Origin of the sequence: Yoonia sp., assembly GCF_017854415.1 — a bacterium.
Classification (GTDB): Bacteria; Pseudomonadota; Alphaproteobacteria; order Rhodobacterales; family Rhodobacteraceae; genus Yoonia.
This window is the reverse complement of the sequence record NZ_JAFMHR010000073.1, coordinates 1-16,155: the sequence shown is the minus strand read 5'-3', so window position 1 is coordinate 16,155 and position 16,155 is coordinate 1. Positions and strand designations below refer to the sequence as shown.

At 54.4% G+C, this 16,155-nt stretch carries 17 protein-coding genes; 11 read left to right on the top strand and 6 right to left on the bottom strand.

From position 1 onward, the window contains the following. Positions 1 to 1,136 (bottom strand): allantoinase PuuE (gene puuE / locus QZ197_RS09690; RefSeq protein WP_296431709.1); only part of this gene is annotated, 1,136 nt, incomplete at its 3' end. Between the two features lie 142 nt (positions 1,137 to 1,278). Between puuE and uraH the strand changes: the two genes are divergently transcribed. After that, positions 1,279 to 1,632, top strand: a complete 354-nt coding sequence (gene uraH, locus QZ197_RS09685) for a hydroxyisourate hydrolase (protein WP_296431708.1) — start codon at positions 1,279 to 1,281, stop codon at positions 1,630 to 1,632. Here uraH and QZ197_RS09680 read toward each other — a convergent pair. Next, a complete protein-coding gene (locus QZ197_RS09680; protein WP_296431707.1) occupies positions 1,617 to 2,549 on the bottom strand; it encodes a LysR family transcriptional regulator in 933 nt (310 codons plus the stop codon). The two genes, uraH and QZ197_RS09680, sit on opposite strands and share 16 nt — an antisense overlap. Positions 2,550 to 2,648: 99 nt before the next feature. Here QZ197_RS09680 and QZ197_RS09675 point away from each other — a divergent pair, with 99 nt between their 5' ends. Both QZ197_RS09675 and QZ197_RS09670 read left to right on the top strand, forming a co-directional pair. Then, positions 2,649 to 3,884, top strand: a complete 1,236-nt coding sequence (locus QZ197_RS09675) for a urate hydroxylase PuuD (RefSeq protein ID WP_296431706.1) — start codon at positions 2,649 to 2,651, stop codon at positions 3,882 to 3,884. A gap of 183 nt (positions 3,885 to 4,067) precedes the next feature. Beyond that, positions 4,068 to 4,331: a hypothetical protein gene (locus QZ197_RS09670; protein ID WP_296431705.1), complete on the top strand. Its 264-nt coding sequence runs from the start codon at positions 4,068 to 4,070 to the stop codon at positions 4,329 to 4,331. On the opposite strand, the gene QZ197_RS09665 is transcribed toward QZ197_RS09670, so the two are convergent. After that, positions 4,328 to 5,416 carry a Gfo/Idh/MocA family oxidoreductase gene (locus QZ197_RS09665; protein ID WP_296431704.1) on the bottom strand — a complete coding sequence of 363 codons (1,089 nt, stop codon included), beginning with the start codon at positions 5,414 to 5,416 and terminating at the stop codon, positions 4,328 to 4,330. The two genes, QZ197_RS09670 and QZ197_RS09665, sit on opposite strands and share 4 nt — an antisense overlap. Positions 5,417 to 5,421: 5 nt before the next feature. Next, the gene (locus tag QZ197_RS09660; RefSeq protein WP_296431703.1) at positions 5,422 to 6,129 is read right to left on the bottom strand and encodes a GntR family transcriptional regulator; all 708 of its coding nucleotides are present in this window, start codon (positions 6,127 to 6,129) and stop codon (positions 5,422 to 5,424) included. A 104-nt stretch (positions 6,130 to 6,233) separates the two neighbouring features. Between QZ197_RS09660 and QZ197_RS09655 the strand changes: the two genes are divergently transcribed. The 7 genes from QZ197_RS09655 (at position 6,234) to QZ197_RS09625 (ending at position 13,053) form a co-directional block, all read left to right on the top strand. Then, positions 6,234 to 7,391 (top strand): LLM class flavin-dependent oxidoreductase, encoded by a 1,158-nt coding sequence (locus QZ197_RS09655; RefSeq protein WP_296431702.1) that lies wholly within the window; start codon positions 6,234 to 6,236, stop codon positions 7,389 to 7,391. After that, positions 7,388 to 8,278 (top strand): aldo/keto reductase, encoded by an 891-nt coding sequence (locus QZ197_RS09650; protein WP_296431701.1) that lies wholly within the window; start codon positions 7,388 to 7,390, stop codon positions 8,276 to 8,278. The genes QZ197_RS09655 and QZ197_RS09650 overlap by 4 nt, the downstream gene beginning before the upstream one ends. Further along, the gene (locus tag QZ197_RS09645; protein ID WP_296431700.1) at positions 8,278 to 8,781 is read left to right on the top strand and encodes a flavin reductase family protein; all 504 of its coding nucleotides are present in this window, start codon (positions 8,278 to 8,280) and stop codon (positions 8,779 to 8,781) included. The genes QZ197_RS09650 and QZ197_RS09645 overlap by 1 nt, the downstream gene beginning before the upstream one ends. A gap of 115 nt (positions 8,782 to 8,896) precedes the next feature. Next, the gene (locus QZ197_RS09640; RefSeq protein WP_296431699.1) at positions 8,897 to 9,493 is read left to right on the top strand and encodes a TRAP transporter small permease subunit; all 597 of its coding nucleotides are present in this window, start codon (positions 8,897 to 8,899) and stop codon (positions 9,491 to 9,493) included. Beyond that, complete coding sequence (locus tag QZ197_RS09635) at positions 9,493 to 11,064, top strand: TRAP transporter large permease (RefSeq protein WP_296431698.1); 1,572 nt, start codon at positions 9,493 to 9,495, stop codon at positions 11,062 to 11,064. Before QZ197_RS09640 ends, QZ197_RS09635 begins: the two co-directional genes overlap by 1 nt. A 33-nt stretch (positions 11,065 to 11,097) precedes the next feature. Then, positions 11,098 to 12,159, top strand: a complete 1,062-nt coding sequence (gene dctP, locus QZ197_RS09630) for a TRAP transporter substrate-binding protein DctP (protein ID WP_296431697.1) — start codon at positions 11,098 to 11,100, stop codon at positions 12,157 to 12,159. 114 nt (positions 12,160 to 12,273) lie between these two features. Then, on the top strand, positions 12,274 to 13,053 hold the full coding sequence (locus QZ197_RS09625; RefSeq protein ID WP_296431695.1) for a 2OG-Fe(II) oxygenase family protein: 780 nt from the start codon (positions 12,274 to 12,276) through the stop codon (positions 13,051 to 13,053). A 1-nt stretch (position 13,054) separates the two neighbouring features. On the opposite strand, the gene QZ197_RS09620 is transcribed toward QZ197_RS09625, so the two are convergent. Then, entirely contained in the window at positions 13,055 to 13,543 is a 489-nt protein-coding gene (locus tag QZ197_RS09620) for a tetratricopeptide repeat protein (RefSeq protein WP_296431694.1), read from the bottom strand. Here QZ197_RS09620 and QZ197_RS09615 point away from each other — a divergent pair. Continuing rightward, positions 13,538 to 14,830, top strand: a complete 1,293-nt coding sequence (locus QZ197_RS09615) for a cytochrome c peroxidase (RefSeq protein WP_296431693.1) — start codon at positions 13,538 to 13,540, stop codon at positions 14,828 to 14,830. The genes QZ197_RS09620 and QZ197_RS09615 overlap by 6 nt on opposite strands. Positions 14,831 to 14,867: 37 nt before the next feature. Here QZ197_RS09615 and QZ197_RS09610 read toward each other — a convergent pair whose 3' ends face one another. After that, positions 14,868 to 16,058, bottom strand: coding sequence for a DUF4147 domain-containing protein (locus QZ197_RS09610; protein ID WP_296431692.1), 1,191 nt, complete (start codon positions 16,056 to 16,058; stop codon positions 14,868 to 14,870). Between the last annotated feature and the right edge of the window lie 97 nt (positions 16,059 to 16,155).

The following is a 16,155-nucleotide window of genomic DNA, read 5'->3' as shown; positions in this document are numbered from 1 at the left end:
GCTTCGGCCAATTTGCCCGCCAGATCAGGGTGGGCCGTCAATACGCCAAGACGTTTGTCTGCATCTGCACTGCGGAAAATCCGGGCGAGCATTTGGTGGATGCCCAGCGCGTTGTCATGCGTTGGACCCAGTTCCAAATCATAGGCACCGTCGGCAATCCAAGGGCTATGTTCAAAGATACCGCCAAATTCAGCAACGAACGTATCGCGATCCATATCAGACGGTCGGTTGAGTGACATCGGCGGATTCTCCTGTGCCCAATGTTCGGCTATCTCCAAACGCGTGGCGAACCAAACGCCTTCATGGGATTGGAAGTGCTCAATTGCGCGGCGCAAGGCAGCGGCGCGGCCCGGACGCCCGATCAGGCGGCAATGCAGGCCGATTGATAGCATCTTAGGCTGACCAGCTTCGCCTTCTTCATAAAGGTAATCAAAGCTGTCCTTAAGGTGACGTTCAAATTGATCGCCGGTGGTAAAGCCTGCCTGAATAGCAAACCGCATATCGTTGCAGTCCATTGTGTAAGGCACAATCAACTGGTCGGCGCGACCAAAGCGCATCCAATATGGCAGATCATCCGCATAGCTATCGGCGACATAGGCAAACTGCCCCGTTTCGGCGGCCAGACGCACCGTGTTGTTTGAACAGCGGCCCGTATACCAGCCGCGTGGGGCCTCGCCTGTTACTTCTGTGTGCAGCCGGATCGCTTCGGCGATCTGGGCGCGTTCTTCGTCTTCGGGCATGTCTTTATGTTCGACCCATTTCAGGCCGTGGCTGGCGATTTCCCAACCTGACGCTTTCATCGCAGCAACCTGTTCAGGTGCGCGGGCCAATGCGGTTGCAACACCGTAAACCGTCACAGGCAGATCGCTTAGCATCCGGTGGACGCGCCAGAAACCAGCGCGCGATCCATATTCGTAGATTGATTCCATGTTCCAGTGACGCTGGCCGGGCCATGCTGCCGCACCTGTGATTTCGGACAAAAACGCCTCTGATGCGGCATCGCCGTGAAGGACATTATTTTCGCCACCCTCTTCATAATTAAGGACAATCTGGACAGCAATCTTCGCACCGTTGGGCCAATTTGCCGCAGGTGGGTTTGCACCATATCCTGTCATATCACGTGGGTATCGGTTCACTTTGCGTACTCCTGAGTAGTGATGTTGTAATTCAAAACAATATAAATGTTTTTCAAATAAAAAGCGAAGGAGCCTTAGGAATGACAGGGTTTGTATCTGCGGCCAACAGTTGGGACACTCAGCTAAATCAAAGGAGCTTACTATGTCCGGCTATCTGACCACCCATGTTCTTGACACCGCGCGCGGATGCCCCGCCGAAGGTTTGAAAATTGACCTTTACAAGATCATTGGGGAAACGCGCACGTTGCTTAAGTCCGTCGTAACGAATGACGACGGCCGCACAGATGCGCAGATTCTGCCCGAAGGCGAATTCGAAATTGGCACATACGAACTGGTCTTTCATGCAGGTGACTATTTGGACCGTATAGGTACACCGCCGGAAACGCCGCGATTTCTTGACCTCATCCCATTGCGCTTTGGGATGTCAGAGGCTCAGCACTATCATGTGCCACTCCTTCTCTCTCCGTTCAGCTATTCCACCTACCGTGGCAGCTGATCCGGTAGCGCGGTTTCTTGAATCGCGCTGCTGATACGCTCAATCACGAACTCCATGAACAGCCGTGTTTTGGGGTCTTGATGCCTGCGATGCGTAAACAAGCAAGCCATTTGAATGGGTTCAGGTGGGGTTTCCTCGCCTACAACCACGAGCGCCCCAGATTTCAAATGGCTCGCTACCTCAAAGACAGGCTTGAGCGTGATGCCGTGCCCCGCCAAAGCCCAATCCACCAGTATATCGCCGTCATCACATTCAAACCGCCCCGCTGCGCGAAACCGTTTGGTGCCTGATGGCGTCATAAGCGGCCATTGAAATTCAGTCGCGCCAGGAAACCGCAGGTTCAGACACTCGTGCTTGTCTTTGACGATGTCATGTCCTGATCGCGGGTGCCCATGCGCCATAATGTAATCAGGCGACGCACATAGCACACGCTGCACATCTGCTATCTTCTTGATGCGCAAATTACTATCTTCGGGTTGCCCAAGGAAAAACGCGAGATCAAGGCCTTCGGTTGTCAGATCGACTTTGCGGTCTGTCAGACGTAGCCGCATATTCACTTCAGGATATTGCGCCAGAAACGCCGGAACCTGCGGGGCGATCAGGCGGCGACCGACACCCAAAGGGGCGGCCACATACAGCGCACCACGTGGCTGATCGGTGATATCGACAACTTGGGCTTCTGCACTCTCGACGGACTCCAAGACTTGACAGGCACCAGTATAAAACGCCTTGCCCTGCTCTGTCGCAGACAGGCTTCTGGTGGTGCGTTGAAAAAGGCGAACGCCAAGGCGTTCTTCGAGTTGTGAAATCCGTGACGACGTGACCGCTGGCGAAATTCGCAAGTCACGCGCGGCGGCGGACATGCTACCTAACTCGTAGACACGGACGAAAGTACGGATATTTTCAAAATAAGACATTGTTTTGTTTTTTTTGATGCTGCTTGGTGTTTTGAGGTGATACCAGAACAATTTGATCTCGCCTAGCATGTTATCAAATTCGAATCTCGGGAGATTGGTATGTACGACCTAGCTATCATGTGGGACTGGATCGCGTTTTCGGTCCGTTGGCTGCACGTCATCACAGCAATGGCGTGGATCGGCGCTTCGTTCTATTTCATCGCACTGGACCTGATGCTGAAACCGGCACCCAATATGCCCGAAGGCGTTTCTGGTGAAGAATGGGAAGTTCACGGCGGTGGTTTCTACCACACCACAAAATACATGGTGGCCCCTGCTGAAATGCCCGAGCATCTGACGTGGCACAAATGGCAAAGCTACGCGACGTGGCTGTCTGGTGCTGCTTTGCTGATGATCGTTTATTGGGTTGGTGGAGAGTTGTTCTTGCTCGACCCCACCAAAGCCGAGCTATCACTCTGGCAGGGTATCCTGATCTCTGGTGGCTCGCTGACAGTCGGCTGGCTGGCCTATGACGCAATGTGCAAATCCAAACTTAGCGAAAAGCCCACGCTTTTGATGTTGCTGTTGTTTGTGATCCTTGTCGTCATGTCTTGGGGGTATAACCAGATCTTCACGGGCCGCGCTGCGTTGCTGCACCTTGGCGCGTTCACGGCGACAATCATGACAGCCAACGTGTTTTTCCAAATTATGCCAAACCAGCGCATTGTCGTCGAAGACCTGAAAGCAGGCCGCACACCTGATGCGAAGTACGGCAAGATTGCCAAGGTGCGGTCCACCCACAACAACTATCTGACATTGCCTGTCGTGTTCTTGATGCTGTCGAACCACTACCCGCTCGCCTTTGGCACACAGTATGCATGGATCATCGCAAGCTTGATCTTCCTGACAGGCGTGACAATTCGACATTACTTCAACACCATGCACAAGACCGGCAAAGGGCCGCATTGGACGTGGGCTGTCACCGTATTGCTGATGATCCTCATCGCATGGCTTTCCACAGTACGCACTGGCGACACATGGCAAGAAGCCGAAGCGCGCGCCTTGACCCCGTACGAGGAAAAGTTCGCGTCAGCCGAAGGTTTTGACGACGCCTTCAATACAGTTATCGGGAATTGTTCAATGTGCCATGCCCGCGAACCTGTGTGGGGCAACATGCAGTGGGCGCCCAAGGGCGTCTATCTGGAAACACCCAGTGATGTGGCACGCCACGCCAGCGAAATCTATCTGCAAGCTGGCGTCAGCCACGCAATGCCGCCCCCAAATGCGGTACAGATGGACCTGGAAGCACGTGCAACACTTGTGGCATGGGTCCGCGAAGTCCGCGCCGATATGTAGATCCGAACTGGACTAGCACCACGTTGCTGTATGAATTTATTGATCCCTCGCGGTAGTGCGCACATTCGGACCGGCACTCGTCTTTCGGACAGGATATGAAATTAAATCATTCATTTTCATTGACGCGCACGTAAACGACCGTTAGGCGCTCCACTTGTATACGATTGTAAAAGGTAATGAGTTATGATGAAGAAACTAATGCACGCAGTGCCTGCACTGCTGATCGCAACGACTGCATTTGCAGCACCGGTTGCCACGACGACAAATGAAATCACCCTTGTTTTCAAGAACCACGCGATGACGCTTGTGGGTGAATTTGCAGGCTTTCAGGATGATGGATATTTTATTATCGCCGATGGTCACAAAATCCACGTCCCCGCAGCTATGGTAAGCTGCGAAGGCGTTGATTGCGTTGATGCCAGCATCACGCTGGTCGGCTCTATCTAAAGCAGAACAGCCTGCCCCGTGCGCGCGCTCTCTTGCGCGGCCAACCCTATCGCGATTGCCTTGGCCCCATCGGCCAAGGTAACTTCGACCTCTCCTTCGCCCCGTACGACCGCATTGAAACGCTGATGCTGATAGAAGGTAGATCCATTGTGATCGCCTGCCTCAAGCAAGGTTGGATCAACTGGAATTTCAGATACGAACGGCCCTTTGGGTGCGCGTGGACTGATGATCAACTGCGGCACTGGCGCATCGCCCAATAGTTTCGGCCAAAAGCGCCCTGGCCCCGGTACAAATGCCTCGATCTTGCCATTCGGGCCAACGGCGCTGATTTCTTCTTGATATCGCGCACCTTCGGCAAACATGCATAACTCAAGCATGGCACGGGCGCCCTTAGCAAAATCCAGAATTACATAACCGTTGTCCCAGATATCAGGCACTTCGCCATCATAGCGTTCGTCCAGATGGTTCAACGTCTGTCCGGCACTGGCCATGACGCGAATTGGCTCATCATCCAAAATCAGGCGCATCAGGTCAAAGAAGTGGCAGCACTTTTCAACCAACGTTCCGCCGGTTTTCGCATTGAACCTGTTCCAGTCACCGACCTTGGGCAAGAACGGAAAGCGATGCTCGCGGATCGTCAGCATCTTGATGCCACCGGTTGCCTGCTCTGCTTGGGCAACCAAAGCTGCGACGGGCGGCATATAGCGGTATTCCATCGCAACCCAAACCGGATGAGCATAGTCAGCAAACAGCTTTTCCAGAACGGCGGCATCCGATGGATCGGTATAAAGCGGCTTTTCGCACAAAATCGGCATTGGGCGCGTCTCTGCGATCTGGCAGAGTTGCTGCACATGCAAGTAGTTCGGACTGACGATCACCACGGCATCAAGTTTTTCGAAAGCCAACAACGCGTCCAGCGATTCCGCAACATGCGCATCCTGCGCCAAGGTCGCTGCTGATTCCGCAAGCTCTGTCACCGGATCATAGACCACTGTCACCCGCCCTTTGGGCAGCAGATTGATATTTTGAATGTGCTCGCGCGCCATCATACCGCAGCCAATGAGGCCATAATTTACCGTATCCACTTCGTTTAACCTTTTCCCATTCGAGAGATGTAAACTGCGCGCTTGGCATCATACCAAGTGCGCGAAAATTCCGCTGGTTCTTTGGCCGCGGTCCAACTGACCCGCTCGATATAGCCTGCTATTTCACCCGACTTCAGATGAAACGCGTCCGGTGTCCATGCGGGCATCGGATCAACACCTATCCGGTCTTCAACCGAAGCAATTATGACACCCAAGTCATGCCTATAAAAATGATACAGCGAGTCCGACAGATCGCTCACCGCGATCTGCGCGGGCTGCGCACCATCAAGCCAGATTTCTTCAAGCGCGATCAAAACACCGTCCAACGACCGCAACCTGATAATTCTGTGCCCCTCGTGATGACCACCCAACTGTCCAAATGCGTCCGGCTTAGGCAAGCGGTCGACAGCTAGAACCTGCGCAGTCGGCAAACCGCCACCCTTTAATAGCTCTAGCCGAAAGAACGCATAAACCGAATCCACTGCGGGCCGGTGCCGCACATAGTTGCCCGACCCCTGCACACGGTCCAGCAAACCCTTGGCTTCCACATCCGCCAGCGCCTTGCGTAATGTCCCAACTGCAACGCCCAGATCATCCGCCATATCCCGTTCCGGCGGCAAGCGTGCACCATCGGTCAAATGCCCCGCCGCGATCTCGCGAATAAGCATTTCACTCAGTTGGATGAACTTGGGCAAAGCAGAGGTTTTCGCCATGGCGACCCCTCCTCTGGCCAACACATGAAAATTGATACACTATTGTTGCACAGATATTTGCGTGCTAGGCAAGTGCAAAGACAATCTTCTGGGGAGGAGAATCAATGACCATCGTTCCAGTCACAAGCGCAGATCTTGACGCGGCTGAGGTCTCTTGGTTTTCGGCGCTTTGTTCGGACGACTATCAGTTCTTGGGTGTGCCGGACGGCGACCTGCGTTCATCATGGGAGCATTGCCGCGACATCGCCCTGACAGCCGAAAAGCAAGGCTTTCGCAACATTCTCGCCCCCTCATCCTATCAGGTCGGCCAAGACACCCTATCATTTGTCGCAGGCATGGCCCCGCTGACAGAAAAGATAAACTTTCTGGCCGCAATCCGCTGTGGCGAAGTGCAACCGATCATGCTGGCACGCACAATTGCCACGCTCGATCATATGCTCAAAGGGCGCCTGACACTAAACGTCATCAGTTCTGATTTCCCGGGTGAAGTCGCTGAAAGCAGCTACCGCTACAAACGCAGCCACGAAGTCTGCGAAATCCTGCGCAAATGCTGGACCCAAGATGAGGTCAGCTATGACGGCGATATCTACCAGATTTCTAAACTGACCACCGATCCCGCGCGGCCCTACCAGCAAAACGGTGGCCCATTGTTGTATTTTGGCGGTTACTCACCTGCTGCTTTGGAGCTTTGCGGCGCGCAATGCGACGTTTATCTGATGTGGCCAGAACCGATGGCACAGTTAGAGCAGCGGATGAAAGACGTGCATGCCCGCGCAGCCGCGCACAACCGCACGCTCGACTACGGTTTGCGTGTCCACATGATCGTGCGCGACACAGAACAAGAAGCCAAAGAATACGCCGAATACATCGCGTCAAAACTTGATGATGAATACGGCAAATTGATCCGCGACCGCGCTCATGACAGCATTTCACTGGGCGTCGCACACCAAGCCAAGGCACGCGAACTGGCCGATAAATTCGGCTATGTCGAACCTGGCCTTTGGACTGGCATCGGGCGCGCGCGGTCCGGTTGCGGGGCAGCATTGGTTGGATCAACCGATCAGGTGATGTCAAAAATCGAGGCCTATCAAAAGATGGGCATCCGTGCTTTCATCTTCTCAGGCTACCCGCATATCGACGAGGCCGAACACTTTGGCAGCCGCGTCATGCCGCACCTTAAAACATGCTCTTTGCCCCACGCTTACGGGCGTGTGCCATCGCAGACACCAGCAACACCACTCGGGACAGGACCACGCCGTTGAACCGTATTGATATTACAAACGACCTTTCTTTTAGCCGCATTGTCTATGGCATGTGGCGGCTTAGCGATGACAGCGACACCTCTGTCGCACACGTCCAAGCCAAAATCGAAGCCTGCCTTGCGCAAGGCATCACGACAATGGATCAAGCCGATATCTATGGCGGCTACGAGGCCGAGGAAGTACTGGGCCACGCACTTAAGTCCGCACCTGCACTCAAAGACCAGATCGAAATCGTGACAAAATGCGATATCGTGGCGCCTGCTGGTCGCTATGCAGATGCTCGGGTCAAATATTATGACACCAGCCGCGCGCACATCATGGCATCTGTCGATCATTCGCTTCGTCTGATGAATGTCGACAAGATCGACACGCTGTTGGTGCACCGTCCCGACCCGATGATGGACCACCATGAAACTGGTGCGGCCCTTGACGAACTCGTCGCATCCGGCAAAGTCCGCAGCATTGGTGTGTCCAACTTCAAACTGCATGACTGGACACTATTGCAGTCAGCAATGAAAACACCACTGATCACAAACCAGATCGAAGTGTCCTTGGCAGCCCATCAAGGCTTCACCAACGGCGACGTCGCTTACTTGCAAGAACGCAATGTCCCGATCATGGCTTGGTCACCGCTTGGCGGCGGCGCGCTAATGATCGGTTCTGGTGCCGTTCAAGACGCACTTTCAGCCGTCGCAAATGCCAATGGCGTCGACAATAGCGCCGTGGCTGTGGCTTGGCTGCTCGCGCATCCTGCCAACATCATGCCCGTTATGGGAACGAATAATATTAATCGTATCAAGGCACTATCTGACGCTTTGAAAGTTAACATGGACCGCGAAACGTGGTTCGAACTTTATACTGCCGCACTCGGCACAGAGGTACCATAATGGACGCAGGCACTATCGCGACATTCGACCCAAGCACTGACGCAGACAGCTTTCGCGGCGCACTTGGTACATTTGTGACCGGCGTGACCGTGATCACAACTGATAGCCCCGAAGGCCCTGTGGCAATTGTCGCAAACAGCTTTGCCAGCGTGTCACTTGATCCGCCTTTGGTGCTGTGGTCGCCCGCTAAATCATCCAAGCGCTTTGAGCATTTCGCAGGATCACGTCGGTTTGCAATTCACGTGCTCGCGGCTGATCAGCGCGACATCTGCGCGGCTATCATACAATCCAAAACCGCTATCAAAGATGTGCCAACGCATCTGTCACATTGCGGCATGCCAATTATCAACGGGGCACTTGCCACGTTCGAGTGCAATCTTGAAGCCACGCATGACGCCGGTGACCACGTCATCATCGTCGGACGGGTCACCAAAGCCCAACATGTCGGCGGCGATCCACTTGTTTTCCACGGGGGGAAATACGGGGAATTCAACGCGACCTAATCATCTTCTTCCGAGCATAAATATCCCGGGGGAATTGTCCGGTACGGACAAGGGGGCAGCGCCCCGAAACGCGCGACAAGGGCAAAACGCCCACACATAAGCAGGGGAGGAGCCGATGTCGGTCCTGTTTGGCCTTTTATGGCCACTAGAACGGTTTAACACCGCGGTACTTGCCATTGGCAGGGTTATCGCAGTGATCGCACTCGCCATCATGGTCGCTTTGATCTTGGGGCAAGTTTTCTTCCGCTATGTCTTATCAGACGCACCTAACTGGACCGAAGAAGGGGCACGCTTTGGCATGCTCTGGATGACGGGCCTAATGGCACCATTAGCATTTCGAATGGGCGGTTTCGTGTCCATTGATATGTTGGAACGGGCCCTGCCCCGTTTGGTCTCTGGTATCCTGACGTTGCTTTTGCTTAGCATTATGATGTGGGTCCTTGTGATCGCATGGGAGCGTGGTTTGAACAATCACGTCGACACGATTTCCGGGCGCGGATGTTCCTCTTCCTTGCGCTGGCCGTTCGGTTTCGAATGGGGCAAGTGCGGCGAGAAGTTCCAAAATAACTATCAATACGCCTCGCTTTGGGTGGGTGTGAATTTGCTGATCCTAGTGAATATCGAGTTGCTCATCCGCCAAATCATCAAGCTTTTGGGCCAGGGCGACCGTCTTACCGCGCTCGCGCCTGACGATTTTCAAGGAGCTGACTAATGTTACTTTGGTTCCTTCCACTTTTCCTTGTGCTGATCATGATTGGCTTGCCAGTTGTGTTCGCATTACTGGCATCGCCCTTCGCGCTGATCATGCTCGAGGGCGACAATCGCAACGTGGTCGCAGGGCTTTACCGCAACCTTTACAACGGTATGGACAGCTTTCCGCTTATGGCGTTGCCGTTCTTCATGCTGGCCGGCGAAATCATGAACCGCGGCGGGATCACCCTGCGGCTGGTTGAATTCGCCCAAGCGTTCATGGGCCACCTGCGCGGTGGTCTGGCACATGTGAACATCCTGTCATCCATGTTGTTCGCGGGACTATCAGGGTCTGCCGTTGCTGACACCTCAGCCATCGGTTCAACGATGATCCCCGCGATGGAGAAAAACGGCTACACCCGTAAATTCGCCGCCGCGATCACTGCAGCTTCATCCGTCATCGGGCCGATCATTCCGCCATCCGGCATTATGATCATCTACGCTTATGTGATGGGCGAAAGCGTCGCGTCGTTGTTCCTTGCGGGCATCGTGCCCGGCATCATGGTCGGCGTCGGCCTTATGGTTATGGTGCGCCTGATGGCCGACCGTTATGACCTGCCCAAGGCCGAACGGATCGTCACCAAGAACCAGACGATCACGCCTGTTGAATATTGGGTCAGCTTTGCGCTGATCCGGATCAATGTGGCGGGCATCCTGATGGCGATCTACAGCGGGCTTTCGACCTTTGTCGGCCTCGCATCCATCAACGAAGCAGGTGATAAAGTTCACAACCTTAGCCTTTGGATCGTATTCGCAGCCTTGCTTGCGGCATCACACTTTATGCTGATGAGCTACCGCAACAAAGTCAGCAATGACTTCCGGATGGTATGCAAAAAGGCCGTAGCACCGCTGCAAACCCCGATCATCATTTTGGGTGGTATTTTGGTCGGTGTCTTTACTCCGACCGAAGCATCGGCAGTCGCCGTAGCCTATGCATTGATCGTTAGCTTCTTTGTGCTACGGTCGATGAAATTGAAGGACCTGGGCGAGGTTTTGACACGCTCTGCCCTTGCGACATCAGCGGTCCTTTTGCTGGTCGGCGCAGCCGTCGCATTTAAGACCGTGGTCAGCCTTAGCTATGCACCCCAAATCCTGTCAGACTACATCTTGTCGCTTTCAGAAAACCCTTTGATCTTGCTGTTCTTGATTAACATCTTGCTGTTCATCGTTGGCATGTTCCTTGATGCAGGCCCCGCAATCATCATTCTGGGGCCAATCTTGGGACCGATCTTTGTCGATCTTGGTGTGCACCCCGTACATTTCGCGATCATCATGAGCGTCAACTTGACCGTGGGGTTAGCAACACCGCCGATGGGGCTTGTTTTATTCGTGGCCAGTACGGTCTCTGGCGAAAAGGTAGAAACCATCGCCAAAGCCATTCTGCCATTCCTCGCGGTGGAAATCCTCGTGATCTTCCTGATTACGTATATCCCCGCCATTTCCATGACGGTGCCGTATCTGACAGGTTTCTTGGGCTGCGCCCCGGAAATCGGATTCAGCGCTTGCATTAGCCCGGTACCGGGCATCAACTAACGACCATCAAGACTACTAAGGGAGAGACTATTAATGAAAAACCTAACAAAAATTGCAGCAACCGCTGCATTGCTGGCGACACCGTTCGCAGCATTCGCGGACGGTCACACGGAATTCACAATCCGCGCGACCGCTAACTCGAACGAGAACGACGAGGACTATGACGGTCTGGTTGTCTTTAAGAACTATGTCGAGGCCGCCTCTAACGGGCGCGTTGCGGTGGAACTGTTCATCGGTACACAGCTTTGTGCAACTGGTGCAGAATGCCTTGAAGGTGTTTCTGAAGGTTCAATCGACGTCTACATTTCCACATCTGGGGGTGCTGCTGGCATCTTCCCGTATGTGCAAGTTCTTGACCTGCCTTACCTGATGGCAAGCGACCGCGTCGCCGAAGCCGTGCTATCGGGTGATTTCGTCCGCACATTGCGCGCCAAAGCTCTTGCAGACAGTGGCGACACCATCCGCCTGATGACTGTTGGTAACACTGGCGGCTGGCGCAACTTTGCCAACACCGAACGCCGCGTTCAGACACCAGACGATATGGCTGGCCTGAAACTGCGTACGGTTGTGGCTGATCTGCCTGTGCAATTGGTCGAAGCAATGGGCGCGTCGGCAACACCGATCCCGTGGCCAGAGCTGTTCACATCGCTGCAAACCGGCGTTGTTGAAGGCACTGCAAACGGCATCACCGACATCATGGGCATGAAGTTCCCTGATGCGGGCCTGCAGTACATGACACTTGACGGCCACTCTTACATGGGTGCGCTGTGGTGGATGAACAACGACAACTTCCTTGCGATGCCAGAAGACCTGCGCCGCGTTGTTGTTGACGGTTTCTCTGCGCTGCAACAGGCGACATTCGCGTCACCCAAGCGCAAGTCAATCGAAGCCTACGAGGCCTTTGTTGAAGGTGGCGGCGACATCTACGTCCCATCCCCAGAAGAGAAAGCCGCATTCGCAGCAGCAGCAGAACCTGTGAACGCATGGTTCCGCGAAAACGTCGACGGCGGCGGTGAAATGCTGGACGCGCTTCTCGCAGCAACTGCTGAAGTTGAAGCAGAGCTCGAAGGCGCTTATGCGAGCGACTTGAACTAAGGCACTTAGCCTACGAACAGACGATCGGGCCGCTCTTTCTAGGGCGGCCCTTTTGCTTGTCCTGCGTTTAGTATTGCGGTTAAATCCCCTTTGAACCAAGCGACGGGCCACAATATGCAAATCACAGACATCATCGATCAAAACGCTCATCCAATTAGTGCAGATGACTTCATCACGGATTGCCGCGACACGCTCGAGCAAACAGGCGTTTTAGTTTTGTCTGATTTCATCAAGCCTTCTGCGCTGGCAGCAATGCAAGTTGAGGCCAAAGCGGGCCAAGACCAAGCCTATTTCTGCGCCCAAAACCATTCGGTTTATCTAACACCTAACAATAGCGCCTTCGCGGCTGATCACGCGGCAAACCGTCAGGTTGTGTCGTCAAAAGGCTGTATTTGCAATGATGTGATAGGCAATGGATCACCTTTACGCATTCTCTATGACAGTGCCGATTTCCGCCACTTCATAGCCTATGTCACTGGCGAAACCGCGCTGCATCCTTACGCTGATCCGCTTTCATCGATCAACATTCACTTTGCAAATCGGGGGCAGGAACTTGGATGGCACTTTGACAACTCATCTTTTGCGATCACACTTTTGATCCAGAAACCCGATGCCGGAAGTGCCTTCGAATACATCAAAGACCTGCGCGACGCAGACGCTGGCGAAATGAACTATGAAGGTGTCACCGGACTTCTAGACGGCACCGTACAACCCGCCGTGCTAACTATTAACCCAGGTGATCTAGTGCTTTTCCGGGGGCGCAATTCCATTCACCGTGTCTCGCCAAACGAAAGCGACAAAACACGAATGCTTGCTGTGCTGGCCTACAACACCGAACCGGGTGTGTCTTTGTCAGAAAGCGCGCGTATGACGTTCTACGGGCGATTGGGCTAGATCACCGAAACGGGTACATCCAACCCTTATAGTCATCCACTAACACCTCTGCCCTTGCCCGCTGGTCCGCCGTCAGTCTTGGCGTGATCAGCTCCAAACTATCCAGCGCATCAGGGTCGCCCCCTATTGCCGATAGCGCATACCAAAGATACGCTCTGACCATATCAGGGGCCGGAATGCCGCGCCCCACTTCGTAATACCACCCCAAGCCCGATTGCGCCCCCGGATGCCCCTTCAAAGACGCCCGCAAATACCAGTCAAAGGCCCGTTCGTCGTCACGCGTGACGCCAAGACCCAGCGCGTACATCACACCAATCAATTCTTCGGCTTCGGCATTGCCGGACCTTGCGTAGACCTCGAACAGCGCGCGCGCCAGAGCGTATTCACCAGCCTCCATCAGATCGCGCGCAGTCTCCATATCGGCCTTTGCAGGAGCCGCCCACAGAAACGCAGCCAGACAAAGGGCATAAGTCTTGCCAACGTTTTGCATACCGCTGTTTTCCTCGTCTTAGGGGGTGCAAATCTGGCTACTGCACAGATCATTACACAAGATGATTACATCCCTGTTAACGCGGATCAAGCCCGCATCGGGCAGTTGCTTTTCTACGACAAGATACTGTCAGGAAACAAAAACATCTCTTGTGGGACCTGCCATCACCACGACCACGCAGGCGGCGACGGCCTTTCGCTTGGTATCGGTGAAGGCGGGGTTGGTGTTGGCCCTGATCGAACAGCAGGAACAGGCCCTGACGCCATCCGCAAACGCATCCCGCGTAACGCCCCAAGCTTATGGAATTTAGGCCATAATTCGATTGATGCTCTATTCCATGATGGGCGACTGACCCAATCTGACACCTACGGAAACGGCTTCGACAGCCCGGCCGAAGAATGGCTTCCTCAAGGCCTCAATAACCTTGTTGCAGCCCAAGCTTTATTTCCGCTGATCGCCCAATTCGAAATGGCCGGAAATCCACGCGAAAACGAAATTGCCGGGGCAACCCATGACCGCATTGACGTGGCATGGCCGATCATCGCCAAACGGGTGCGCACGATCCCGGCATATGGCGATATGTTCGTGCAAGCCTTTGGTCATATTGATGAACCACGTGATGTGACAATCGTCGAAATCGGCAATGCTCTGGGCGCATTTATCATCAGCGAATGGCAATCCTACGACAGCCCCTATGATCAATGGATCACCGGTTCCCCCCTTCCCGAGGACGCAGAACGGGGCCGTCAACTTTTCCTTAACATTCGTTGTGCATCATGCCACGCAGGACCGCTGTTTACCGACCAGCAATTCCATGCCCTTGGCCTACCCGCTTTCGGGCCAGGACGCACACGACAATGGGATCAGATTTCGCGCGATGTCGGACGCATGGCCGAAACAAACTTGCTGGAGGACGCCTATAAATTCAGAACCCCATCTTTGCGCAACGTGTACCTAACGGCCCCCTACGGTCACAACGGCGCCTACCCCACGCTTGCTGCAATGATCAAGCATCATGCAACCCCCGCAGAAAGCGCTGCGGCATGGACACCAGATATGGCTCAGTTGCCAGACGTTCCTTGGCTGGCCGCAATAGATTTTGCAATCCGCGAGGATGCGGCTGAAATGGCGCGGCAGTCGGCGGTCAATGACTTGCGCCCCATTACGCTAGGCGACAATGACGTAAACGATCTGGTTGCGTTCTTGAAATCCCTTACAGGCGAAACGGCGCTCACCCGTCCATCAGGCCGACCCGACGCAGTGCCAAGCGGCTTGCCCGTCGATTAACAGCCTCGCTTTGTTCAAAATACTCCCGCCGGAGGCATCAAGACTTGCGGATCATAACCCCTAGATCGGCGACATTCGTACCGGTTGCATGCGTCATCAACAGATCACCGGCTTGCGCCAATGCGGCATAGCTATCATTGTTCGCGAGCAACCCGTTAATATCATCAATTTTCGGCAACGTCTTATCATCCACCAGTCCACCCGCTGCATCGGTAGGTCCATCGCGCCCGTCGCTACCGCCTTGCAGACAAACCCAGTCGGTCCAACCACGCTTGGCCGCCTCTTGCGCGATCCGCAAGGCAAGCTCTTGGTTGCGCCCCCCAAGCCCATCACCGTTCAAAACAACGGTGGTTTCACCACCCCAAACGGTAATTCCAATCCGCGCATTGTCACAAATCATACGCGCCGCATCGACAACATCGCCTTCAATCGGGGACGCGATAACATGCGCATCACGGGCCGCCGCAGCCATTGCCGCGACGCTTTTCTCATTCGATCCAACAAGGATGTTTACCGCTTCCGGAAGCGGAGCGGACGCGGGTGCATTTTCAAGATGTGCCCGCACGGAATCAGGCAATTGCGCCCAAAGACCCCCGCTTTGCAGCTGTGTGATCGCATCCGCAACAGTGCCAATCGGACCAACAGTCGGGCCACTGGCAATCGCCGCAAGATCATTCCCGATCACATCCGACAAGATCAAAGCGGTCACATGCTGCGGTGATGCATGACGCAAAAAACCACCGCCCTTGAGCGTGGACAAGTGCTGACGAATCAAGTTCATCGCCGTGATATCCAACCCGGACGCCAAAAGCAGCGCATTGACCTCTGACTTATCCGCAAGGGTTAAACCTGCCGCAGGCGCAGGCAGCAAAGCAGATCCTCCACCAGAGATCAGCGCCAGAACGGGCCCTGTTGCGCGCCCCAAAGCAGCAATCACGGCTTGGGCGGCCAAGGCTCCGTTTTCATCTGGCACTGGATGGCCGGCCGCCATAATAGTCGCACCTGCCAGCGGTGTCGCATTTTCGTAATTCGTGACAACCAAACACGGCACATCCGTAAACTGGACCAAGGCCGCCTTTGCCATCAACCGTGCAGCCTTACCTACTGCGATTATCAGCGCAGGCTGTGGGACCTTATCCAAATGTGCTGTCACCGCATCGAAAGGATCTGCCGCGGCAACACCAGCGTCAAATATCTGGCGCGCTTGTTTGCGCAAAAGTTCATTCATTCCATATGCTTACGGATACGGTTCACCATGAACCAAACCAAAAGCAACACAACCGGTGTCGCAACAGCCGCCATCACAGACTTGCTGATGTCAAAAC

What these genes read in the sequence shown, in the direction of transcription:
- QZ197_RS09670 (WP_296431705.1), top strand. Translation starts at nt 4,068, where the DNA reads ATGATGAAGAAACTAATGCACGCAGTGCCTGCACTGCTGATCGCAACG.
- QZ197_RS09675 (WP_296431706.1), top strand. Translation starts at nt 2,649, where the DNA reads ATGTACGACCTAGCTATCATGTGGGACTGGATCGCGTTTTCGGTCCGT.
- QZ197_RS09660 (WP_296431703.1), bottom strand. Translation starts at nt 6,129, where the DNA reads ATGGCGAAAACCTCTGCTTTGCCCAAGTTCATCCAACTGAGTGAAATG.
- QZ197_RS09640 (WP_296431699.1), top strand. Translation starts at nt 8,897, where the DNA reads ATGTCGGTCCTGTTTGGCCTTTTATGGCCACTAGAACGGTTTAACACC.
- QZ197_RS09625 (WP_296431695.1), top strand. Translation starts at nt 12,274, where the DNA reads ATGCAAATCACAGACATCATCGATCAAAACGCTCATCCAATTAGTGCA.
- QZ197_RS09610 (WP_296431692.1), bottom strand. Translation starts at nt 16,058, where the DNA reads ATGAATGAACTTTTGCGCAAACAAGCGCGCCAGATATTTGACGCTGGT.
- QZ197_RS09635 (WP_296431698.1), top strand. Translation starts at nt 9,493, where the DNA reads ATGTTACTTTGGTTCCTTCCACTTTTCCTTGTGCTGATCATGATTGGC.
- QZ197_RS09680 (WP_296431707.1), bottom strand. Translation starts at nt 2,549, where the DNA reads ATGTCTTATTTTGAAAATATCCGTACTTTCGTCCGTGTCTACGAGTTA.
- QZ197_RS09620 (WP_296431694.1), bottom strand. Translation starts at nt 13,543, where the DNA reads ATGCAAAACGTTGGCAAGACTTATGCCCTTTGTCTGGCTGCGTTTCTG.
- QZ197_RS09645 (WP_296431700.1), top strand. Translation starts at nt 8,278, where the DNA reads ATGGACGCAGGCACTATCGCGACATTCGACCCAAGCACTGACGCAGAC.
- dctP (WP_296431697.1), top strand. Translation starts at nt 11,098, where the DNA reads ATGAAAAACCTAACAAAAATTGCAGCAACCGCTGCATTGCTGGCGACA.
- QZ197_RS09655 (WP_296431702.1), top strand. Translation starts at nt 6,234, where the DNA reads ATGACCATCGTTCCAGTCACAAGCGCAGATCTTGACGCGGCTGAGGTC.
- uraH (WP_296431708.1), top strand. Translation starts at nt 1,279, where the DNA reads ATGTCCGGCTATCTGACCACCCATGTTCTTGACACCGCGCGCGGATGC.